The sequence below is a fragment of the Dyadobacter sp. HNCC25DJ184 genome, assembly GCF_056895215.1.
In genome coordinates this window covers 258,023-280,401 of the sequence record NZ_JBXHAQ010000007.1, presented here as the reverse complement: position 1 = coordinate 280,401, position 22,379 = coordinate 258,023, and the positions used below count along the sequence as shown (strand labels likewise).

The 22,379-nt window shown below is 42.5% G+C and carries 24 protein-coding genes; 15 read left to right on the top strand and 9 right to left on the bottom strand.

Translation table 11 applies throughout. From position 1 onward, the window contains the following. Window positions 1–167: 167 nt before the first annotated feature. On the top strand, window positions 168–1,187 hold the full coding sequence (locus AC1XUD_RS13230) for a PDDEXK nuclease domain-containing protein (protein ID WP_483361484.1): 1,020 nt from the start codon (window positions 168–170) through the stop codon (window positions 1,185–1,187). A gap of 19 nt (window positions 1,188–1,206) precedes the next feature. Here the strand turns inward: AC1XUD_RS13230 and AC1XUD_RS13225 are convergent, their stop codons facing one another. From AC1XUD_RS13225 to AC1XUD_RS13215, 3 genes are all read right to left on the bottom strand, one after another. Then, window positions 1,207–1,644 carry an NfeD family protein gene (locus AC1XUD_RS13225; protein WP_483361483.1) on the bottom strand — a complete coding sequence of 146 codons (438 nt, stop codon included), beginning with the start codon at window positions 1,642–1,644 and terminating at the stop codon, window positions 1,207–1,209. Then, window positions 1,645–2,556 carry an SPFH domain-containing protein gene (locus AC1XUD_RS13220; protein ID WP_483361482.1) on the bottom strand — a complete coding sequence of 304 codons (912 nt, stop codon included), beginning with the start codon at window positions 2,554–2,556 and terminating at the stop codon, window positions 1,645–1,647. 124 nt (window positions 2,557–2,680) lie between these two features. Next, entirely contained in the window at window positions 2,681–3,793 is a 1,113-nt protein-coding gene (locus AC1XUD_RS13215) for an acyl-CoA dehydrogenase family protein (RefSeq protein WP_483361528.1), read from the bottom strand. Window positions 3,794–4,049: 256 nt separating this feature from the next. On the opposite strand from AC1XUD_RS13215, the gene AC1XUD_RS13210 reads away from it, so the two are divergent. Further along, window positions 4,050–5,348 (top strand): UDP-glucose dehydrogenase family protein, encoded by a 1,299-nt coding sequence (locus AC1XUD_RS13210; protein ID WP_483361481.1) that lies wholly within the window; start codon window positions 4,050–4,052, stop codon window positions 5,346–5,348. A gap of 68 nt (window positions 5,349–5,416) precedes the next feature. Beyond that, window positions 5,417–6,409 carry a UDP-glucuronic acid decarboxylase family protein gene (locus AC1XUD_RS13205; RefSeq protein ID WP_483361480.1) on the top strand — a complete coding sequence of 331 codons (993 nt, stop codon included), beginning with the start codon at window positions 5,417–5,419 and terminating at the stop codon, window positions 6,407–6,409. 76 nt (window positions 6,410–6,485) lie between these two features. Here the strand turns inward: AC1XUD_RS13205 and frr are convergent, their stop codons facing one another. The 4 genes from frr to dusB all read right to left on the bottom strand — a co-directional run bounded on the left by frr (window position 6,486) and on the right by dusB (window position 9,448). Further along, a complete protein-coding gene (gene frr / locus AC1XUD_RS13200) occupies window positions 6,486–7,046 on the bottom strand; it encodes a ribosome recycling factor (RefSeq protein WP_483361479.1) in 561 nt (186 codons plus the stop codon). Window positions 7,047–7,165: 119 nt separating this feature from the next. Continuing rightward, entirely contained in the window at window positions 7,166–7,885 is a 720-nt protein-coding gene (pyrH, locus tag AC1XUD_RS13195; protein ID WP_483361478.1) for a UMP kinase, read from the bottom strand. A 64-nt stretch (window positions 7,886–7,949) separates the two neighbouring features. Continuing rightward, a complete protein-coding gene (locus tag AC1XUD_RS13190; protein WP_483361477.1) occupies window positions 7,950–8,465 on the bottom strand; it encodes an acyl-CoA carboxylase biotin carboxyl carrier protein subunit in 516 nt (171 codons plus the stop codon). Further along, window positions 8,459–9,448: a tRNA dihydrouridine synthase DusB gene (gene dusB, locus AC1XUD_RS13185; protein WP_483361476.1), complete on the bottom strand. Its 990-nt coding sequence runs from the start codon at window positions 9,446–9,448 to the stop codon at window positions 8,459–8,461. Before dusB ends, AC1XUD_RS13190 begins: the two co-directional genes overlap by 7 nt. A 116-nt stretch (window positions 9,449–9,564) precedes the next feature. Between dusB and AC1XUD_RS13180 the strand changes: the two genes are divergently transcribed. The 4 genes from AC1XUD_RS13180 (at window position 9,565) to AC1XUD_RS13165 (ending at window position 12,480) form a co-directional block, all read left to right on the top strand. Next, window positions 9,565–10,518 (top strand): CPBP family intramembrane glutamic endopeptidase, encoded by a 954-nt coding sequence (locus AC1XUD_RS13180; protein WP_483361475.1) that lies wholly within the window; start codon window positions 9,565–9,567, stop codon window positions 10,516–10,518. Window positions 10,519–10,549: 31 nt separating this feature from the next. Beyond that, window positions 10,550–10,771, top strand: a complete 222-nt coding sequence (locus AC1XUD_RS13175; protein ID WP_483361474.1) for a putative signal transducing protein — start codon at window positions 10,550–10,552, stop codon at window positions 10,769–10,771. After that, the gene (locus AC1XUD_RS13170) at window positions 10,743–11,576 is read left to right on the top strand and encodes a phosphatidate cytidylyltransferase (protein WP_483361473.1); all 834 of its coding nucleotides are present in this window, start codon (window positions 10,743–10,745) and stop codon (window positions 11,574–11,576) included. Before AC1XUD_RS13175 ends, AC1XUD_RS13170 begins: the two co-directional genes overlap by 29 nt. Before the next feature lie 157 nt (window positions 11,577–11,733). Continuing rightward, a complete protein-coding gene (locus AC1XUD_RS13165) occupies window positions 11,734–12,480 on the top strand; it encodes a carboxypeptidase-like regulatory domain-containing protein (RefSeq protein WP_483361472.1) in 747 nt (248 codons plus the stop codon). 6 nt (window positions 12,481–12,486) lie between these two features. Here the strand turns inward: AC1XUD_RS13165 and AC1XUD_RS13160 are convergent, their stop codons facing one another. Then, the gene (locus AC1XUD_RS13160; RefSeq protein ID WP_483361471.1) at window positions 12,487–13,299 is read right to left on the bottom strand and encodes a UDP-2,3-diacylglucosamine diphosphatase; all 813 of its coding nucleotides are present in this window, start codon (window positions 13,297–13,299) and stop codon (window positions 12,487–12,489) included. A gap of 222 nt (window positions 13,300–13,521) precedes the next feature. Here AC1XUD_RS13160 and AC1XUD_RS13155 point away from each other — a divergent pair, with 222 nt between their 5' ends. After that, on the top strand, window positions 13,522–14,265 hold the full coding sequence (locus AC1XUD_RS13155) for a hypothetical protein (RefSeq protein WP_483361470.1): 744 nt from the start codon (window positions 13,522–13,524) through the stop codon (window positions 14,263–14,265). 102 nt (window positions 14,266–14,367) lie between these two features. Here AC1XUD_RS13155 and AC1XUD_RS13150 read toward each other — a convergent pair whose 3' ends face one another. After that, on the bottom strand, window positions 14,368–14,883 hold the full coding sequence (locus tag AC1XUD_RS13150; protein WP_483361469.1) for a DUF4494 domain-containing protein: 516 nt from the start codon (window positions 14,881–14,883) through the stop codon (window positions 14,368–14,370). A 261-nt stretch (window positions 14,884–15,144) separates the two neighbouring features. On the opposite strand from AC1XUD_RS13150, the gene AC1XUD_RS13145 reads away from it, so the two are divergent. The 7 genes from AC1XUD_RS13145 to AC1XUD_RS13115 all read left to right on the top strand — a co-directional run bounded on the left by AC1XUD_RS13145 (window position 15,145) and on the right by AC1XUD_RS13115 (window position 22,363). After that, the gene (locus AC1XUD_RS13145) at window positions 15,145–15,780 is read left to right on the top strand and encodes a hypothetical protein (protein ID WP_483361468.1); all 636 of its coding nucleotides are present in this window, start codon (window positions 15,145–15,147) and stop codon (window positions 15,778–15,780) included. A gap of 59 nt (window positions 15,781–15,839) precedes the next feature. Continuing rightward, a complete protein-coding gene (locus AC1XUD_RS13140; protein ID WP_483361467.1) occupies window positions 15,840–16,607 on the top strand; it encodes an exodeoxyribonuclease III in 768 nt (255 codons plus the stop codon). Window positions 16,608–16,654: 47 nt separating this feature from the next. Beyond that, window positions 16,655–17,233, top strand: coding sequence for a Uma2 family endonuclease (locus tag AC1XUD_RS13135; RefSeq protein WP_483361466.1), 579 nt, complete (start codon window positions 16,655–16,657; stop codon window positions 17,231–17,233). Between the two features lie 45 nt (window positions 17,234–17,278). After that, on the top strand, window positions 17,279–17,866 hold the full coding sequence (locus AC1XUD_RS13130) for a pseudouridine synthase (protein WP_483361465.1): 588 nt from the start codon (window positions 17,279–17,281) through the stop codon (window positions 17,864–17,866). Window positions 17,867–18,064: 198 nt separating this feature from the next. After that, window positions 18,065–20,704 (top strand): DNA mismatch repair protein MutS, encoded by a 2,640-nt coding sequence (gene mutS, locus AC1XUD_RS13125; protein ID WP_483361464.1) that lies wholly within the window; start codon window positions 18,065–18,067, stop codon window positions 20,702–20,704. Between the two features lie 100 nt (window positions 20,705–20,804). Continuing rightward, window positions 20,805–21,995, top strand: coding sequence for a nucleoside permease (locus AC1XUD_RS13120; protein ID WP_483361463.1), 1,191 nt, complete (start codon window positions 20,805–20,807; stop codon window positions 21,993–21,995). Next, complete coding sequence (locus AC1XUD_RS13115; protein ID WP_483361462.1) at window positions 21,995–22,363, top strand: DMT family protein; 369 nt, start codon at window positions 21,995–21,997, stop codon at window positions 22,361–22,363. Before AC1XUD_RS13120 ends, AC1XUD_RS13115 begins: the two co-directional genes overlap by 1 nt. Window positions 22,364–22,379 lie beyond the last annotated feature (16 nt).

Sequence of the window (22,379 nt, the reverse complement as noted above, 5' to 3'; positions counted from 1 at the left end):
TACATATAATAAAAAATGACGCTTCGGTTTGGGGCGTCATTTTTTTTGGGTTTTGGTTTAGATATATCTGAACACTATGGTTGATACTCAAAACAGTCGAGATCAGTCAGATTGTGACTAAATATCTTATTTAAGTCCTTAGTAATAAAGATTAAATTATTGACAGTATGAGCAGTCATCATATCACCAGCGACATCCGATTTTTAATTGACGAAAGCCGCAAAAATGTGGCTTTGGCTGTAAATGCCGAAATAACCCTACTATATTGGAAAGTGGGCAAGAGGATAAATGATGAAGTTCTTGGTAATGAGCGGGCGGAATATGGAAAGCATGTTGTAAGTTCATTAAGTATTCAATTAATTCAAGAATATGGGACTGGTTGGAGTGAGAAGCAACTTAGACATTGTATGCAATTTGCCTTGGTTTTTGAAGATGACTCAATTGTCTCCGCACTGCGGAGACAATTGAGTTGGACACATTTAAAATCACTTTTATATATAGATGACCCGCTCAAGAGGGAATTCTATATTGAGATGTGTAAACTCGAAAAATGGTCATCGCGTCAATTGCAGGAACGTATCCAATCTCTGTTGTACGAGCGAACTGCTATTAGCAAAAAGCCGGAGCATACAATTCAGCAGGATCTTGATCTACTTAAAACCGAGCAAATAATCAATCCTGACCTGATTTTCAGAGACCCTTATTTCTTGGATTTTCTGGGGCTTAGCGATACTTACTCAGAGAAAGACCTGGAAACCAGTATCGTTGCCGAACTGCAACGTTTTATAACTGAGCTAGGCAGTGATTTCGCTTTTTTAGCCCGTCAAAAACGGATCACCATCGATAATCGCGACTACTATATTGATCTGCTTTTTTATCATCGCAGACTAAGGAGCCTGGTAGTAATTGATTTGAAAATAGGGGAGTTCGAGGCGGGGTATAAAGGTCAGATGGAGCTGTATCTAAGATATCTTCAAAAATACGAACAGGTAGAAGGGGAAAACACACCGATTGGCCTGATCCTGTGTACAGGAAAGAATACCGAGCATGTGGAGCTGATGCAACTAGACCAAAGTAATATCAGAGTAGCCGACTACCTGACCGCATTACCAACACAGGAAGTATTACAGGAAAAGCTACACAAGGCAGTAGCCATTGCGCGTAATAAAATGCTAGGCCGGGATTAGATTATTAGGAGACCCAATTTCACGATTCTTCCACGACCAATACTATTCCCTCTGTTTTAACAATAATAACCTTACTGCCAGCAATAATGGGTGAGTGGTCGGCGGCAGTTGCTTTCCATTCGGCTCCCCGGTAATATATCTTACCTTCAGCAGCCGGGGGTATATCTTTTACTACCAACGCAGTTTCGCCGATGAACTCATTGTATGCGTTGTTTTTTTCTTTAGGATCGAATAGCCTTTTTGCGTGTTTTCTTAACAGCATCATCGATATCAGCGAGATGGCAGAGAATGTTAAAATTTGTAGTTCAAGGCCAGGCAGTATGCCAATGTAGGCCAGTAATGCCGTAATCAGAGCACCCACAGAAAAGAAGACAAAGACAAGAAATACACTAGCTAATTCCAGAATCAGCATTATCAGTCCGACAATCAGCCATATTTGCGGCAAAGACAAATCCATCTATTTCTTTGTTTCAGTTTTTATCACAGTAAGAGCGGTAGCGAGCAATGAGCCTATATCCGCAAGGTTAGCAGGGATAATCAAGGTATTGCCCGCCTTTGCCAATTTACCAAACTGTTCCACATAATTTTCGGCAACTTTCAACTGAATAGCCTCAAATCCGCCATCACGCTGAATTGCTTCTGCAACCATTCTGATACTATCGGCAGTGGCCTCGGCAACTGATCGCAGCGCCGCGGCCTCACCTTCTGCCTCGTTTATTTGTCTCAATCTCAAACCTTCCGATTCCAGTACAGCTTTCTGCTTTTGACCTTCTGCTACATTAACGGCTGCCTGTTTCTCGCCATCCGATTGCAGGATCACAGCCCTTCTTTCTCTTTCCGCCTGCATTTGCTTTTCCATCGCGATCAACACACTTTGAGGAGGTGTGATGTTCTTGATTTCATAGCGTAATACCTTCACTCCCCAACCGATTGCAGCTTCATCAATACTTTCTACCACCGCCCTGTTTATGGTCATTCTTTCCTCAAATGTTTTGTCCAAATCCAGTTTCCCGATCTCGCTTCTCATGGTTGTCTGGGCAAGCTGAGTGACGGCGAATGTGTAATCTGCAATACCATATGCTGCTTTTTTCGGGTCAATCACCTGAATGAAAATAACGCCATCCATCCGAACCTGAACATTGTCGCGAGTAATACAAATCTGTTCCGGTATATCCACCGCTCCTTCTTTCAAACTGTATTTATAAGCGGTTCTGTCAAAAAACGGGATAATGAAATTGATACCTGGCTGAAGCACAGCATAGAATTTCCCTAATCGCTCTACAACATATGCTTTTTGCTGCGGAACAACTTTGACGGTCATCAAGATGGTCAAAACTACAAGAACAAGCAGCGCAATTAATGGAGTCATATTAAGTCAGGTTTATGATAATGGCGAAATTAGTGATATATGTGCTCTACCGCTATCAATACTTTACCAGCGCGCGTTGCATCAGTTTGTCGGTATTTTGTCAGTATAGATGGTTTTCGACTGCTTACTTTTTAAGAATTTCTTTCGATATTACCAGTTTTTGAATCTCGCTGGTGCCTTCCCCAATGGTACAAAGCTTGCTGTCGCGATAGAATTTTTCAACAGGATAATCTTTTATAAATCCATATCCGCCAAAGATTTGAACTGCCTCATTAGCTACCCGAACCGCTGTTTCGGAGGCGTGATATTTAGCAACAGCACTGGCCAAAGTAACCTTTTCGCCCTTATCTTTCAGCTCGGCTGCATGTAAAGTCAGTAATGTGGAAGCCTGGATATCAGTGTACATATCTGCCAGTTTGAAAGATATCCCTTGAAACTGACAGATCGGTTTTCCAAATTGCTGGCGTTCCTGCGAATAGGCGAGGGCGGCTTCATACGCACCCAAAGCCGTTCCCACACTGAGGGCAGCAATGGATATTCGGCCGCCATCCAGTACTTTGAGCGATTGAATAAACCCATCCCCAACCTCTCCAACCCGTTGTTCATCCGAAACAACACAATCATTGAATATCAACTCCACAGTCTCAGAAGCCCTCATACCCAACTTATCCTCTTTTCGACCGACTGAAAAGCCGGTTGTACCATGTTCAATGATAAAAGTCGTGGCTCCGTGTTTATCTCCCGGCTCACCCGTTCGGGCGATGACGACGGCAACATTGCCACTTTTTCCATTCGTTATGAAGCTTTTAGCACCATTCAACTTCCAATGATCACCGTCTTTTTGTGCAACAGTACACATATTTCCTGCGTCCGAACCGGTATTAGGTTCAGTTAATCCCCAAGCACCGATCCAGTTACCCGAAGCGAGCAGAGGTAAATATTTTGTCTTTTGGCTTTCACTCCCAAACATGCATATATGATTGGTGCATAACGAATTATGAGCCGCCATCGACAACCCTATGGAAGGGTCGAATTTCGAAAGCTCGATAATGGCATTTGCATATTCGCGATATCCCAGGCCTGAGCCGCCGTAGGTTTCTGGCACAAGCATTCCCATTAAACCCAGCTCTCCAAGTTGACGAAACGTTTCGGTTGGAAAGTGCTGGTTTTCATCCCATTCTCTTACGAACGGTTTGATATTCTTTTCAGCGAACGAAGAAATCGTTTCACGGATCATTTTGGAGGTTTCATCCCTTTCTTCTGTCGGTGTGTGTGTGGTAGTTTCCATATAGTAATTTTAATGGTTCTACTCAATTATAAGAAGAAAAGGACATATTTCCAGTACCTTTTGCGAACAAATGTGAAATACTCAAGGGCTGATTAAGCGAAAAAAATTATTTTTGCGGGGATGATGGTTTGACGATATAGTTTTAATACAATATTCGGTATGCTGCAAACTATTTTTAATCACTATTCACATTTACTGACACTATATGAAAATTGCCGTCGTAGGAACCGGATATGTTGGTTTAGTTACAGGAACCTGTTTTGCTGAAACGGGAAATCAGGTTACATGCGTTGATATTGACGAGGTTAAAGTAGGCAGACTAAAAAACGGCGAGATCCCTATCTACGAGCCGGGTCTGGATGTGCTCTTTGATCGCAACGTAGAAGAAGGCCGGTTGCAGTTCACCACAGATTTGGCTGAAGGCATTAAAGACGCCCAGGTTATATTTTTAGCGTTGCCAACGCCTCCCGGCGAGGACGGTTCTGCTGACTTGAAATATATATTAAAAGTCGCTGATGATCTTGGGCATATCCTTGACCATTATGCCGTTGTGATCGACAAAAGTACCGTACCGGTCGGCACCGCTGAGAAAGTGAGAGCAACGATTGCAAAAAATGCGAAAGTAGAATTTGATGTAGTTTCAAACCCTGAATTTTTGAGGGAGGGTGTTGCGGTTGAAGACTTTATGAAGCCTGACCGAGTTGTGGTTGGTACAACATCCGAAAAGGCTAAAAAGGTGATGGAGAAGCTGTATGCTCCTTTGGTTCGCCAGGGTAATCCGGTTATATTCATGGATGAACGTTCGGCCGAAATGACCAAATATGCTGCTAATTCGTTTCTGGCTATGAAAATCACATTCATGAACGAAATCGCCAACTTGTGTGAAAAGGTGGGTGCGAATGTCGATGATATTCGTCGCGGGATTGGCACCGACAGCCGAATTGGAAAGCGTTTTCTGTTTGCAGGAATCGGATATGGTGGAAGTTGTTTTCCAAAAGATGTGCAGGCGTTAGCCAAAACGTCAGCCGACTATGACTATGATTTCCGTATTTTGAAGTCGGTCATGGAAGTAAATGAAGATCAGAAAAAGAGACTTTTGCCGATGGTCGAAAAATACTTCGACGGTGATTTGAAAGATAAAACCATTGCGGTTTGGGGGCTTGCTTTCAAGCCTTATACGGATGATATCCGGGAAGCGCCTGCACTTGAAAACATTTCAGCCTTACTGGAAAGAGGAGCAAAAGTGATTGTTTACGATCCTGAGGCAATGGATAATGTGAAGAAGATTTTCGGTAGCAAACTTACTTTTTGTCATACGCCATATGCCGCCCTCGACGACGCAGACGCACTTATGATTTTTACCGAGTGGCCTCAGTTCCGGACACCGGAATTTGAGAAAATGGCAAAACTTTTGAAAAATAAAGTCATCTTCGATGGCCGTAATTTATATGAACTTGACCAAATGAAGGAAATGGGCTATGACTATTTTAGCATTGGCAGATAACTACCCTATATAAGCACGTTTTCGGCGTGGTATTCCTATTTTTTTACTAGTAAAATCTTAAAACAACAATGAAACGTGTACTAATAACTGGCGGGGCCGGATTTTTGGGGTCGCACCTTTGCGAGCGATTTTTGAAAGAAGGCATGTACGTTATTGCAATGGATAACCTCATTACAGGTGATATGCGCAATATCGAGCACCTGATGCCGGATCCTAATTTCGAGTTTTACCACCATGATGTCACAAAGTATATCCACGTTCCCGGAGAGCTTGACTATATCATGCACTTTGCGTCGCCCGCAAGCCCGATTGACTACCTTAAGATACCGATCCAAACCCTGAAGGTGGGTGCGATGGGGACACATAATCTTCTAGGTTTGGCACGTGTGAAAAAGGCACGTTTTATCATCGCTTCGACATCGGAAGTGTATGGCGATCCATTGGTTCATCCGCAGACCGAAGATTACTGGGGGCACGTAAATCCAATCGGGCCCAGAGGATGTTACGATGAAGCGAAACGTTATCAGGAAGCGATCACGATGGCATATCATCGCTACCATGACCTTGAAACGCGAATCGTGCGGATATTCAACACATACGGGCCGCGTATGCGATTGAATGACGGCCGCGTGCTTCCTGCATTTATGGGACAGGCATTGAGAGGAGAGGATATCACGGTCTTCGGTGATGGTTCTCAAACGCGTTCATTCTGCTATGTAGACGATTTGGTGGAAGGAATTTACAGATTGCTTTTGAGTGATTATGCACTACCGGTTAATATTGGTAATCCGTCAGAAATCACAATAGGGCAATTTGCTGAAGAAATTATAAAACTGACTGGAACTGACCAGAAAGTGGTGTATCTGCCACTTCCACAAGATGATCCAAAGCAACGTCAGCCGGATATCACGAAAGCTCAGGAAATATTGGGCTGGGAGCCGAAAGTTGCCCGTGAAGAAGGTCTGAAAATCACTTTTGATTATTTTAAAAGCCTGCCGAAGGAAAGGTTGTACGAAGAATCAAATCACCGTGGTTTTGACAGCTTTGCTGATGTCAAATAGAATTTGATAAATTTGGTAATAAAAAAATCCCGCCACGGCGGGATTTTTTTATTATAATCGTGAAAATCACAAAAGCCTAAACTTCCATAATTTCTTTTTCTTTCTGAGTGTAAATCTGTTCAACCTTCGCCACAAAACTATCGGTCAATTTCTGCACTCTTTCTTCGCTAGTTTTTACCAAATCCTCTGAAACTCCCTCTTTCGTTAATTTACGAAGTGAGTTATTCGCGTCCTGACGAATATTACGGATATTGATTTTCGCTGTTTCAATCTCTCCCTTAGCGCGTTTTGCCAATTCGCGACGTCGTTCCTCGTTAAGTGGCGGAACAGAAATACGGATCATTTCACCATCGTTCGAAGGCGCGAAACCCAGGTTTCCGTTGCGGATCGCCTTTTCGATATCATTGATTATCTTTTTCTCAAAAGGTTTGATGGCAATCGTGCGCGCATCAGGCGTGTTGATCGTTGCCACATTTTGGATCGGTGTCATAGATCCATAGTATTCAATCTGAAGCCCTTCCAGCATTTGAGGAGTTGCCTTTCCTGCCCGAATTTTACCTAATTCAATGATAAGGTGTTTAATAGCCCCTTCCATTGTCTCCTGGGCATCTTCCAGATATAATTCTATTTCTTCCATTTTTTTACTTAATTATTTCAACAAGTTTTTGACTTCCAAGGGATGTTTGTTATGCGTTTAAAGTAAACTTCGACCTGAATCAAATTATCGTAAATAAGAGCTAATTCCTAAAAGCTTCCTTAGTTTGAGATCAAAGTTCCCACTTCTTCTCCCATCACGAGTCTGTGCAAATTACCTGGTTTGTTCATGTCGAAGACGATAATCGGCAGGTTATTTTCCTTGCAAAGGGTGAAAGCTGTCAGGTCCATAATTTTCAAATTTTTGGCCAGCGCTTCGTCGAATGTCAACTGAGTGTACTTCGTTGCTGTAGGGTCTTTTTCCGGATCAGCGGTGTAAACGCCATCAACGCGTGTGCCTTTTAATACCACGTCTGATTCAGACTCGATCGCTCTCAAACCTGCTGTTGTATCTGTGGTAAAATATGGATTACCTGTTCCGGCACCATATATAACCACACGCCCTTTTTCCAAATGTCGAACAGCGCGGCGGCGTATCAAAGGTTCACATACCTGTTCCATTTTAATAGCCGACATCAAGCGGGTTTTCATTCCGTGCTTCTCAAGAGAACTTTGGATAGCCATACCGTTAATCACAGTTGCAAGCATTCCCATATGATCGCCCTGCACGCGGTCGATACCCGATTTTTCTACCGAAGCTCCGCGAAAAATATTGCCACCGCCAATTACAACAGCTATCTGAACACCTTCTGCTGCGATTTTTTTGATTTCGACAGCATATGCGTCAAGAATATTAAAATCGATTACTTGTGCTTTATCTCCGCCATTAAGCGCTTCTCCGCTGAGTTTGAGAAGTATACGTTTGTATTTTGGTTGGGGCATGACTAATGATGTAGGTGATTTGATCCGTAAAAATAAGTGGTGTGAAACAAGAATAGCAACTTATTTATATAAACTCCATCAATACCTGATTTTTTTCTACTATTTCTCCGGCCAATGCATTTATTGACTTAACTTCTCCCGAACCTGTTGATTTGATTATATTTTCCATTTTCATTGCTACAAGCACCAATAAAGTATCTCCTTTTTCGACCTGATCACCCACTTTAACGGCTATTGACTGAATTAAGCCTGGCATAGGGGCGACTGCTCTATTGATTTTGGTATCAATGTTGTTTTCAAAGCCCATGCCGGCAAGCAGGATTTCCAAGTCGTCTTTTGTATTGGTATTAATTTCGACTCCATTAATGAGTAGGCGAAAGGCTTTGGAGTTGGCATCTCTTTCCAAAATCTCAACATTGTAAGATTTGTTCTGCCAAATAATATGGTAATGGTCTTCGGAAATGACTGCAATATCGCCGTCAAAGGGCAGTCCATCGATTGAATATTTTCCCTGTTTCGAATCAATGTCGAAGGAACTTGGTTGATCAGAGCCGGACGAAGAAACCGCTACTTTCAGCATATAACTTCACTGAAACTGTGAGCGACTTCATTTAATATTTCGTCGAGTTGCTCAAATGAACCGGCTTCTACCAGTCGCATCCGAAAAGGTTTGAAATGTTCGATTCCTCTGAAATAATTTGTGTAATGACGGCGCATTTCGAACACTCCTGCAATAGGTCCTTTCCATCTTATAGAAAAGTCAAGATGACGGCGGCAGGTATCGACGCGCTGTTGAATGGACGGTGCCGTCAGTTTTTCACCTGTAGCAAGGTAATGCTTGATCTCATTGAAAATCCATGGATTTCCGATACTGGCCCGGCCTATCATAATGCCATCAACGCCATATCTGTTTTTATATTCCAATGCTTTCTCGGGCGAGTCAATATCGCCATTTCCGAATATCGGGATATTAAGACGTGGGTTTTCTTTCAATCTTCCTATTAGCGTCCAGTCGGCGTCACCCTTATACATCTGCACACGGGTACGGCCATGAACGGTAAGGGCTTGTATTCCGATATCTTGTAATCTTTCTGCTACGTCCAGAATGTTTTTGGTATTGTCGTCCCATCCAAGCCGGGTCTTAACGGTAACTGGCAAATGAGTAGACTTGACAACGGCTTCGGTCATTCGCACCATTTTGGGGATATCTTGCAATAACGCAGCTCCTGCTCCTTTGCAGGCTACATTTTTAACTGGGCAACCATAATTTATATCGATCAGATCCGGATTTACCCGTGAGGCAATTTCAGCGCAGGATCCCATCGTCTCTACATCGCTGCCGAACAGCTGAATTCCAACAGGACGCTCATATTCAAAAATATCGAGTTTTTGTTTACTCTTGGCCGCATCGCGGATCAATCCTTCCGATGAGATAAACTCAGTATACATTAAATCCGCGCCATTTTCCTTACACACGGCTCTGAACGGGGGATCACTCACATCTTCCATCGGTGCGAGTAGCAACGGGAAGTCACCCAGTTCAATATTTCCTATCTTAGCCATTCGTTTTTATTGTTATATCTGAGTATCATGCGGGTGCAACACTTTTCAAAAGAACCCGGCAGTCCTGATATCTTGTTTTTACTATTACGTATTTTAGCCGTAAATTTACACCAATTATGCTAAAAAATAACCCGAATTTATCAGAACCCCACGTGTCCCGAGTGGGCGGAAGTTTGTTGGTTCTCCTTGGTTTTGTGTTAATTGGCATGGCGGTGGGTAATTTGTTGGCCGTAATGTGCATCACATTTGTAACTGGTTCGGGTTTCGATAATACCGCTAATTTGATCAATCAGCTTATTCAGGAGCCACAGAGCGTTACCAATGGCTGGTATATTATGATGCTTTTTCAGGGCGTAGTTCATTTCTTTTCCTATTTACTTCCCTCCCTTTTATATCTGCATTTTATTGAAAAAATTCATGTCAGCGAGCTGAATTTTAAAGTGATACCTCCGATTCATACCTGGATTCTCACCCTCATATTGGTGGTTGTATTTATTCCATTCAACAGTCAGATCATTGAATGGAATACCATGATGAAATTTCCGGAGGCTCTAAGCGGGCTGGAAAAATGGATGAAGGGAAAGGAAGATCAGATTGAAGAGATGACAAAATTCCTGACTTCCTATCAAAGCATCGGACAGTTGCTCATCGCCCTTTTTGTCGTAGTTTTACTGCCAGCGGTTGGAGAGGAAGCTCTGTTTCGGGGGCTTTTGCAACGTAAATTGTCGAGGGTGATGAACATCCATGGAGCCATATGGCTTTCGGCGGCGATTTTCAGTGCAATTCATTTTCAGTTTTACGGATTCTTTCCGAGAATGTTGTTAGGAGCGCTTTTTGGATACCTTTACTATATCACCGGCAATTTTTGGGTAGCTGTTCTTGCGCATTTTGTAAACAACGGATTTGTATTGATCCTGATGTTTCTCTACAATATCAAGGTAATTGATATTAATATTGAGGAATCGAAGACGTTGCCGCTCATTACGGTGCTGTTTTCAATTTTTTTAAGTGGAATAATTATTTTTAAAATATACCAAAGCTCGGTTGAGCGCGAAAGACTGGCAACTTAGCCTCGTCTTTTTTAATAATAAAAAATAAAAAATGAACAGTAACTGGGTCAAAGTGTTTGCCAGTCAGCAAGTTATAAGGGCTGAGATAGTAAGAGAAAAGCTGGAGCAGAGTCAGATAGCAGCAGTCATTCTTGATAAAAAAGATAGTAATTATCCGGTATTCGGGCAGTATGAAGTTCATGTGCCAGAGTCGGAGTTGTCCAAAGCGCAATTAATAGTAGCTGATGAAGAAGCGTTTGGAGAAACTGAATAACCTTCAGCAGAGGGCTATCACAGGCCTTGCTGGGGTTATCGTGATTATTGGAAGTATTCTTTATAGTGATTGGTCATGTCTGCTTTTGTTTTGTGCGATCAGTTCGCTGACCCAGCTTGAGTTTTACAAGCTTCTCGGGCTCGACGGAAATCAGCCGTTGACATACTATGGAACATTTTGTGGCACAGTTATGATGCTTCTTGCGTACCTGATAGAGCAAGACATCGTTCCGTTTGAGAATTACTTCATCATCAGCCCATTGTTGTCGATGATATTTTTTATCAAATTGTATAAGAAAAATGATCTTAAGCCCTTTACCAATATAGGGTTTACTTTTTTAGGGATCATATACGTTGCGCTCCCGTTCTCACTCATTATTGCGATGGCAATGAGAGGAGGGGGTTACAATTACCAAATTGTTTTGGGTAGCTTATTGCTTTTGTGGGCTTCTGATATTGGTGGTTACTTTGCAGGTACGAAATTCGGCAAGCGAAAATTGTTTGAACGGATTTCACCCAAAAAGTCTTGGGAAGGCGCCATGGGAAGTGCTGCATTTGCGGCGGTCATCGCTTTTGTGCTAGGGTTTTATTTCCGTACCTTCGAACCCTGGAAATGGTATTGTATAGGTGCTATTATCGTCGTGGTGGGCACTTATGGGGATTTAGTGGAGTCTTTGTTTAAAAGGAGCATAGCCATAAAAGACTCAGGAAGTAGTATTCCCGGGCATGGCGGATTCCTTGACAGGTTCGACGGATTGCTTTTGTCGGCTCCGTTTATCGCGACTTTTATTAAACTGTTTTCCTGATTTAAAGAAGGAGAACGATGTCGCGAAGTCATTTTTTTTCGTTTCATATAGGAACGGTTATTTAAGTAGCTGGTAGTAATTAGATTTTAGTGAATAGTTTGTAACCCTTGAAGCTTAGTCCGTTTGGTCGGATTGATGTGCGATAAAAGAAAAAATAATGAAAAGACGCTTATTCATCTTACTGGTTTTGTTTGCAACAATATTCGGCTCCAGTGAATTGTTTGCCCAGGGAGAAAGAAAGGCTATTATTTTTCACGGGATAGTAGTAGCTGGTAAATCGTCTGAAAGATTGCCGGGAGCCTATATTTTCATACCACGTGCAGGAGCAGGGACGCTAGCGGATGGAAGAGGCGAGTTTACTATTCCAGTTTTTCCGGGTGACAGTATTGTATATAGTTATGTTGGTTACAAGACTCAGTATCATGTCATTGCACGTAGCTACAATTCTGAAACATACTCAGCCATCGTGGCAATGCAGGAAAATGTGACCATGCTTTCTGAGGTAAAGATTTATCCATATGCGACAGAGGAAGAATTTAAAAGAGCGTTTTTAGCATTAAAACTCCCTGATGAGGCAGATCGTGCTGCGCTTGCCAAGAGCACTGATATTGACTATATCAACAGAATGGCGACTTTGGTGCCCAACAATGCGCAGACAAACTATCGATATTCGATGGACCAGCAACTTTTTGGGCGGGAGTCTGCCGCAAACAAAAATTTCGCGACTACATTTCCCTTCCTGAACCCATTCGCATGGGCGAATTTTATCAAGTCTGTAAAAAACGGCGATTTGAAAAAGAAAGATTATCGTCGGGATATTGGTAACACTCCTCGTGAGAATATTGGTCGCCAGGATTTTTTACCTCCTTCTGATGACGAGAAGCAGGAAAAAATAAAAAGATAGAGAATCCTAGCTTCTCAAATCCGCAAACTTCTTTAACGAAATATCTGATCCGTCAAACACGGCATATTGCTGCTGCGTGACCCATTCGCCCAGATTAATATATCTGCTGTTTTCTGCAACTTTCAGGTCTAAAACCAAATGTCTGTGCCCGAATATGTAAAAATCGTGGTGTTGCCATTTTTCTACTTCGCGGCAATATATCAACAGCCATTCGCGATCCTCGCCCATAAACCGCTCTTCCCCTTTATTGACATTCGCGATCCGGCTTCTCTTTGACCATTCCAATGCTATCCACATACCAATATCCGGGTGTACAAACCGAAAGAGTCCCTGGAAAAACTTATTTTCGAAAATACGTTTTAGGATTTTGTAAGTCCTGTCGCCCGGCCCAAGACCATCGCCGTGCCCAACCAATATTGATTTCGATAAACCGCCTTCCGATTTAACGTCAAACTGAACAGGATTTCGATATAAAGAGGCTCCCAGTTCCTCGGTCAAATATCCGGACATCCACATATCATGATTGCCTGTAAAAATAATGAGTTCGACCCCGGCATCGGCCAATTCCGACAGTTTTCCCAATATTCTGACAAAACCTTTTGGAATTACGGTCCGATATTCAAACCAAAAATCGAATAGATCTCCCACCAAAAACACAACCTGCGCGTCGCTCCGAATGGCTTCCAGCCACTGAACTATTCTCTTTTCACGCTCACGGCTAAGCTCGCCTGTCGGAACCCCGAGATGGTAATCGGAGGAGAAATAAATGCGTTTATCTGGTTGTAATGAAATGGATCGCTTCTCGAAATTGAAATTCATATGGTTATTAATCAGGCCGCAATTTACAACCTTCGGTTATAATTTGATCAAATGTAAGATTTGCCGGCTGGCGATCGGGAGGATTTGACTTTAATATTTGGTCAAGTCTTGTCAGGAAATGGTCAGGAGATTGTGAGAATTGATAAGATCTCGCTTGACAAATACTTAAATTGCGCCCGAATCAATCATCATTACAAATTGGACTTAATTCGCACAAATCGATTGCTTAAATTAAAAAAAGGAACGTCTTTTTTATGTCTGTCACTGCTGGTGCTGACAATTTCCGTCGTGCATGCTCAGGTTACCGGAAAGATTGTACCCGATAAAAAACGGGCAGCTCAATGGAAACCACAGCTGGGCCAATATTATTTCAGCCATAAGCTAGTTTTTGAATATGAGGTAGACAAGGAAAAAGGGCAAATGAAGATAGGCCTTGACCCTGTAACAGGTGCATTGTGCTTCGAGAAAAAGGATACATACGGCAACACGGCCGAATCATTTGATTTTATATTGGGGTTTCCTGATGGAAAGTATATTTACTGCGGAGCTGATGATGGAGGAAAAAAAATCAAGATCACTGAAATTGTAAAAGATTTAAAACCGGACGCGGAAAAAGAGAAGGACCGTCAGCAGGATTTTGCCGATCACCTCAAACCCACAGGTAATACCCGTACGGATTTTGGTTGGCCTTCTGTTGAATATTTGCAAACATATGAGACTTCTGAAAATAAGGACGTGATCTGGTTGACTGAAACACCTTTCAGCGTTTCTCATCTTTACGGTTTTGAGCTGCTTGAAGGGACAGCCAGCTTGCCCGTGTCTATGGATTACTTGTTTTTACTTGGCCGACATCAACTAGTTACAGAAATCAAATCAAGTGATACAAAAATGAAGCTGATCTCAATCGAAGCCGATCCGATTATTATTAATACCAAAGATTACAAGGAAATTAAGATAGCGGAATAGAGTAGCAGTCAAGGGTCGTCATTCAATTGTGAAGACTGAAAAAGCGTCTGCACTGGGCCAACCCGGTGCAGACGCTTTTTTATATATACTTTCTGATGGATCTTATAGTTCTTCTACGATCTTTTCCGCTTGTTCGGCCTTTACTTCTGATAAAGGACGGAAATTTGCAGGGATTTCTTCTTGTGTATCTTCTTCCGCCGAATATGGGAATACATCCAATATCGGAGTAAGGTTGATATCCGTCGTCTCATAAGGGATGAGCATCGTTCTCAAACTTTCGTCTATTCGTTCCAAAGCCTGGTGAATTCCGTCGGCATTGACAAGCATATAGTTAACTACCTTTTTCTCTTTCCCACTTCTTTCGTCCACCGAAAAGTAAATAACCTTGGCCTTAAACCATTGTTCGCCCTCTTCGTACGAAAATAAATCAGCAAGTCTCATGCGTGTTATGCTCGAAACGCTGAAATCACTTGCACCTGTAACGATCTGTTTGTAAAGCCTTGCTTCCGATTCTGTGTACGATACGGCATCGACCAAATAGGCCTCATTGATCGTTTTCAAGCTTCCCGCTTCATCTTCTTTTTGATAACGTATTTTTCCTAAGTACCAGCTAGCCATTCCAGATATCTAAATAAAGTTGTGAATTCGGCAAAGGTATATTGTTGCCGGAATGCAAGCAAGCGCGATTTTATAAAGGTAAAGAGTGCGTGTTGTTCGTTTCTTAGACGCAGTTTAAAACAAAAGCGCAATAGATTGATAGATAGATAATTATGTTATTGTTTGTTAAACAGATCGATTATTCTGGGTTTTTGAATAATTCGGACAGGCTGCGTGCGTTGTTGGAAGGACTTTTTATCTTGCACAAAAATTGAAAATTGAATGAAAAAGGGAATCTGGAGTTTTGTAATAATCATAACGTGTTTCGCCATTTTGGCTGGGTGTGGAGTAAGTAAGCAAGTATCGGAAGCCAAAACTTTCGGTGAATGTAAATATGATATCGGTTCCGTTGACAGCGTCTATATTGCGGGAATCGACATTCGTGAATTCAAAAATATCCGCAGCTTTGAGGATCTGGATCTCGCACGGTATCCGCGGCTCGGTCTTGCGCTACTGAGAAAAGATATTCCTTTGAAGCTGAACGTAAATCTGGATATCACCAATCCGACTAAAAAGCGGGCGGCGATCAATCAATTGGAATACAAAGTTTTGCTTTCAAAAAGTGAGATTTTTAGCGGATATCTCAACCAATTGATCGAGGTTATGCCTGGTACCGGAAGTACGAGAGTACCGATTAAACTAAGCGCGAACGTATATCAGCTTATCAATAACGACGAAACGAGAGATGAGTTCATCAATCTTGTCCAGTCGTTAACGGGTAAATCAGGAGCCAATCCTTCCAAATTTATCGTGAAAGTGAAACCGACTTTGGATATCGCTGGTCAGCAAATTAATTATCCGGGCTATATCACTTTTGAAAAGGCCATTACTTCCGAAATGATAACCGGAATAAAGTGATAGACAATCTGGTGATTGTCGACAAAATTTAAAAGAGTCCTCCAGGAAAAAAAAACCCAATGGAAATTGTAAGTTATAACGTAAATGGCATCCGCGCTGCAATCAGGAATGGCCTGCTGGAATGGCTCAGGGATAAAGCGTTTGATGTTGTTTGTTTCCAGGAGGTGAAAGCCACTTCGGATCAAATCGATTTGGCGCCATTTCAGGAATTGGGATATGAGCTGATCGGCTGGCATTCGGCTGAGAAAAAGGGATATAGTGGCGTCGCCATATTTTCCAGAATCAAACCGGAGCTCGTCGCGACGGGGCTTGGGATGCATATTTATGATAGTGAGGGGAGGATATTGAGAGCCGATTTCGGGGATATCACGCTTCTGAATTGTTATTTTCCTTCGGGAACAAGCGGCGAAATAAGGCAAAGCGTAAAAATGCGGTTCCTGGACGACTTCTATTCCTGGATCGAGGAATTGAAAAAGGAGCGGCCAAATCTGATCATTTGTGGGGACTATAATATCGCTCACACCGAGATAGATATTCATGATCCGAAGGGGAATAAAAAGTCTTCGGGATTCCTGCCAGAGGAAAGAGCCTGGATGACCAAATGGTTTGGCAGCGGCTACACTGACTCGTTCCGATATCTGAATCCGGATTTGCAGGAGTATAGCTGGTGGACTTATCGAGCAGGTGCCCGGGGAAACAACAAAGGCTGGCGAATTGACTATATTTCTATCTCAGAGACGTTGAAGGAGAGGATATTAGCGAGCCGACAATATAATGACGCCGTTCATTCCGACCATTGTCCAGTTTGGGTCAAAATTGCTGAATAGATTCTTTGTTTGTATTTTAGGTAATTCAACATTAAAATGGAGAGCAGATGGATATGCCAATCACCTTAAAAGCCGGGGGGGTCATGACAGAAGAGGAGTTTTTCCGCTTCTGCCAGATGAATGATGCCTTCGAGTTTGAGAGGGATTCTGATCAAAACATAATTGTTATGTCGCCAACAGGCTCTTTGACCGGAGGGTTTAACTCTAAAATATTAATCGAACTTGGAATATGGAACAAGGTGGCTAGTCTGGGCCAGGTTTTTGATTCATCTACTGGTTTTACACTTCCAAATACTGCCGTGAGGTCTCCTGACATTTCCTGGATAGAAATCGATAAATGGAATGCGCTAACAGAAGAGGAGAAAGAAGGATTCGCCCCAATATGCCCTGATTTTGTGATAGAGATCCGTTCAAAGTCGGATGGTATTAAATATTTACAGGATAAAATGGTTGAGTATCTTGAAAACGGAACGCAGCTAGGTTGGCTGATCGACCGGTTTGATAGCAAGGTATATATATACAGAATCAATCAGAAGATTGAAGTAATAGAATCGCTGGATGCCAAGCTTTCAGGAGAGCTCATATTACTCGGTTTTGAGCTCGATTTAAGTATAATATTCAAGTAGCATTTCAAATAGCTTTCCTATTTTCTTACCATTTTACCCAAAGCGGTGTTTCGCTACTTCCTCATTTATAAGCCTTTCGGGATGTTGTCCCAATTTACCAAAGAAGGTGAGCATGCCACGCTGGCAGATCTGGATTTCCTGTTTCCAAAAGATGTTTATCCCGTGGGCCGGCTGGATGCCGACAGCGAAGGTTTGCTATTGCTAACGAACGATAATCGATTGAAAACCAGATTGCTGGATCCCAAGAATAAACATTTGCGAACATATAATGTTCAGGTAGAGGGTTTAATCAACGAAGAAGCATGTGCTAAACTTAGGGGCGGAGTAGAAATCTCCATCAATGGCAAACGGTATACGACATTGCCAGCGCAAGCTGCACCCATTCAACCTCCTCTCTTGCCAGAAAGAAATCCGCCTATCAGAGTTCGTCAAAGCGTTCCGGACTCCTGGCTGTCCATTTCTCTACATGAAGGCAAGAACCGACAAGTCCGACGAATGACGGCTGCCGTTGGATATCCGACGCTTCGCCTCGTGAGGTGGGCAATCGGTAGTATGTCGCTGGCTGATTTTGAGGGGGTTGTGCCGGGTAGCGTTTTTGAAGTTTATAAAGAGCACCTTCCTACGTTATTTTAAGCGTAATTTTAGAGTGGTATTAACTCCTTGCCGGACTTGCCAAACCGGACATAAGGGTTAATTTTGTAATCTTACAAAGCTGTCAAAGTTTGGTTTAAGAATAGATTATATGACCACTAATATAGTATGGTCGCAATGGACCTTAAAGCAATTCTTAACTAACACCCAACAGCTAATCACCAAAAAACACGCGAATACTTGGCAAAGGAAAAGAAGGAAACCCCTCTAAGCAAGCAGTATAATCAGATTAAGGCCAAATATCCAGGCGCGCTTTTACTTTTTAGAGTTGGTGATTTTTATGAAACTTTCGGTGAAGACGCCATCAGGGCATCCAAAATCCTCGGAATCGTTCTGACGCGACGCAATAATGGCGGCGCGCATGAAGAACTTGCGGGTTTTCCCCACCATTCATTAGACAACTATCTACCGAAGCTCGTCCGGGCTGGAGAACGCGTAGCTATATGCGACCAGCTGGAAGATCCTGCGACTGCGAAGGGTATCGTGAAACGTGGTGTTACTGAGTTGGTTACGCCAGGTGTATCTTTAAACGATAACGTACTTGATGTAGGTAAAAATAATTATCTCGCAGCCATTCACTTCGGTATCGGAGATTTATACGGTATATCATTTCTGGATATATCGACAGGGGAGTTTATGACTTCTCAAGGAAGCGCAGCATATGTTGATAAAATGTTGCAGGGTTTTTCTCCGTCCGAAGTGCTCTATTGCAAAAAACACAGAAATGAATTCGGCCAGATATTTGGCGGGAAGTACCACACTTTTCAATTGGAAGACTGGTGTTTTGGATATGATTACGGATATGAACAACTCACTTCGCATTTCCAGACCACGACGTTAAAAGGTTTTGGAATAGAAAATTTGCCGTTTGGTATCGTCGCTTCCGGCGTTATTCTGCATTATCTCCGTGAAACAGAGCATCGTCAGATCAGCCATATTGGTCGGATCACCCGTTTGGAGGAGGAAAAATACGTTTGGCTGGATCGTTTTACCATTCGAAATCTGGAGCTGGTATATCCGCAGCAGGAAGGTGGCGTGCCCCTGATTCAGATATTGGATCAAACGGTGACTCCAATGGGAGCACGGCTTCTGAGAAAATGGATGGTGCTGCCGTTGAAAGACAAATTGCCGATCGATGAAAGATTGAATACTGTATCGCATTTTCTGGGAAATGAAGATCTGCATGAGCATGTCATCCAATGCTTAAAAAATATGGGCGATTTGGAGCGACTTATCTCGAAAGTGGCAGTTAGAAGGATTAGCCCACGGGAAATGGTTCAACTAAAAAAGTCACTCAAGCAGATTGGACCGATTAAGGAATTATTGGTCAAGCTTGGTGAAAGCGATAAGGAGGGGAAAGAGCATAAAAGCACAAAAGCAATCCTGAACAAATATGTTGATCAGCTGAATATCTGTTCGTTTCTGGTCGACAAAATAGAGACTGAACTGCGCGAAGATGCACCGATGTTGTCAAATCAGGGGCGAATGGTAAAAAGTGGTGTGGATCCCGAACTAGACGAACTTCATGCGATATCATACGAAGGGAAGGATTATCTGCTGAAACTTCAAAACAGAGAAATAGAAAGAACCGGTATCGGCTCTCTTAAAATCTCATATAACAAAGTGTTTGGGTACTATCTCGAGGTGACTCATTCTCACAAAGATAAAGTTCCCGCTGATTGGATTCGCAAGCAAACGCTCGTGAATGCGGAAAGATATATTACTCCGGAGCTCAAGGAATATGAAGAAAAAATCCTGACTGCCGAAGATAGAATTGCAGTAATTGAGTTCAGGATTTTTAATGAAATCGTGCTGGCGGCTAATGATTATGTTGGGACGATCCAGCAAAATGCGACAGTGATATCAACTCTCGATACGCTCAGTTCTTTTGCACTCACTGCACGTAAAAACAATTATATAAAACCGGAAATCAGCGAAGGCAAGGAGCTTGATATCAAGGAGGGGCGTCATCCGGTTATTGAACAGCAATTGCCGTTAGGAGAGTCATATGTTCCGAATGATTTGTATCTGGACGATAATGATCAGCAGATTATCATCATCACCGGGCCAAACATGGCAGGTAAGTCAGCTCTTTTGCGTCAAACTGCGTTAATCGTTTTGATGGCGCAAATGGGAAGTTACGTGCCGGCCAAATCCGCGGTTGTAGGAATAGTGGATAAGGTTTTTACAAGGGTAGGGGCAAGCGATAATTTGAGCCGTGGCGAAAGTACGTTTATGGTAGAAATGACGGAAACAGCCAGTATTCTCAATAACCTGAGCGACCGAAGTTTGGTATTAATGGATGAGATCGGTAGGGGTACGAGTACCTATGATGGTGTCTCTATTGCGTGGGCCATTACAGAATATCTGCATAGCCAGTCGGGATGCAAGCCTAAAACGTTGTTTGCCACCCATTATCATGAACTAAACCAGTTGGCCGAAGATTTTCCGCGCATCAAAAACTTTAATGTTGCCGTAAAGGAAGTAGATAACAAGGTGATATTCCTGCGGAAATTGAGACCGGGCGGCAGTGCGCACAGTTTTGGTATCCATGTTGCACAAATTGCTGGTATGCCGCAACCCATCGTGTTGAGAGCCAGTGAGATCATGCAGCATTTGGAAAAGGACCATGTGACCGAAGCTCACAAAAAACGCGTAAAGGAAATGCCGAAGAACAATTACCAGCTCAGTATTTTTGAACCAACCGATCCAAAATTAGAAGAGTTGAAAGAGAAAATGCTTCAACTGGATGTTAATACCCTTTCGCCAATAGAAGCCCTATTAAAACTGAACGAATTCCAAAGACTGATAAAAAAATAGTATTGTTCTTTGGTAATCAGACAGTTGGATCGTGTAACTATTCATTAAAACTAACACCTAATACCTAACAGCTCCCAAGCTTAACCACAATTAACCAAAAATGAAAAATTTGACGCGTATCCAGCTCATGGCCATGATGTTCCTGCTCTATTTTGTTTGGGGCTCATGGTATGGGCAAATGAGTAAGTATATGTTTACCACCTTGGGTGCATCCGGCGCACAGGTTGGAAGTGCCTATGCGGCGTTTTCAATTGCCATGATTATCGCGCCGTTTTTTATCGGAATGATTGCTGACCGTTATTTCGCCGCCCAGAAAGTGCTTGGAATATTAAGCCTTGCAGGAGCGGTGATTCTTTATTTTTTGGGTGAAGTAAAAGACCCCGACACGTTCTTTTGGGTTATATTACTTTACTGTATCACTTTTGCGCCGTCGATGTCGCTCACGACTTCTATTGCAATGCAGCAGGTTAGAGATACCGAAAAGGATTTCCCTCCGATTCGTGTAATGGGTACAGTTGCCTGGATTGCGGTAACAAACATTGTAGGGTATTTTGGGTTTGGTGACTCAGCTATGATTTTCAAATTATCCATGTTTACGGCAGCGTTTCTAGGCGTTTATTCATTCTTTCTGCCAAATACGCCGCCAAAGCCGGGCAAGAACACCTCGTTCTCTGACATTCTTGGATTAGATGCTTTTACGCTTTTCAGAGACCGTTCTTTTGCTATCTTTTTCGTCTCGTCTTTGTTAATATGTATTCCTTTGTCGTTCTATTATGCGATGGCAAACCCGTCGCTGACGGATTCCGGTATGTTGAACGTTGAGAACAAGATGTCACTTGGACAGGTTTCAGAGGTTGTTTTTATGCTTTTGATACCTCTTGCATTTCGTCGTTATGGCGTAAAATGGATGTTGGTAGTTGGGCTTATTGCCTGGATCGTACGCTTTATTGGGTTCGGTTATGGAAATGCTTCCAGTGAATGGTTGTTATATCTGGCGATCGTATTGCATGGTGTTTGTTATGACTTTTTCTTTGTAACCGGTCAGATATATACGGATGGAAAAGCCGGAGAAAAATACAGATCTTCTGCTCAAGGTTTGATATCGATCGCCACCTATGGAATCGGAATGGGAATAGGTTCATGGCTGGCGGGTTATGTTGCAGATATATATACTGTTGACGGCGTGAAGAACTGGACCAGCATTTGGATGGTTCCGGCAGGTATCGCAGGAGTTGTCTTGATCCTTTTCGTTTTGTTCTTCAAAGATAATAAAGTGAAAGCCACTGCTTAATGAAATCGTTTCTGACCATCGGTTTATTAATCCTTTCAAATGCCTTTATGACCCTTGCTTGGTATGGACATTTGAAGTTCAAAGAACTGGCCTGGTTTAACAAACTCGGGCTGGTTTCCATCATACTCATTAGCTGGGGGATCGCGCTCTTTGAATATTGTTTCCAGGTCCCAGCCAACCGGATTGGCTTTAAAGAGAACGGTGGGCCATTTACACTTGTGGAATTGAAAGTAATTCAGGAAGTAATTACGCTCGTGATATTTACCCTGTTTACGGTCGTTTTTTTCAAAAATGAATCCTTCCGATGGAATCACTTCGTTGGATTTTTATTCTTAATTCTGGCGGTTTATTTTATTTTCAGGAAGTGAACCAGTGAGCATATGC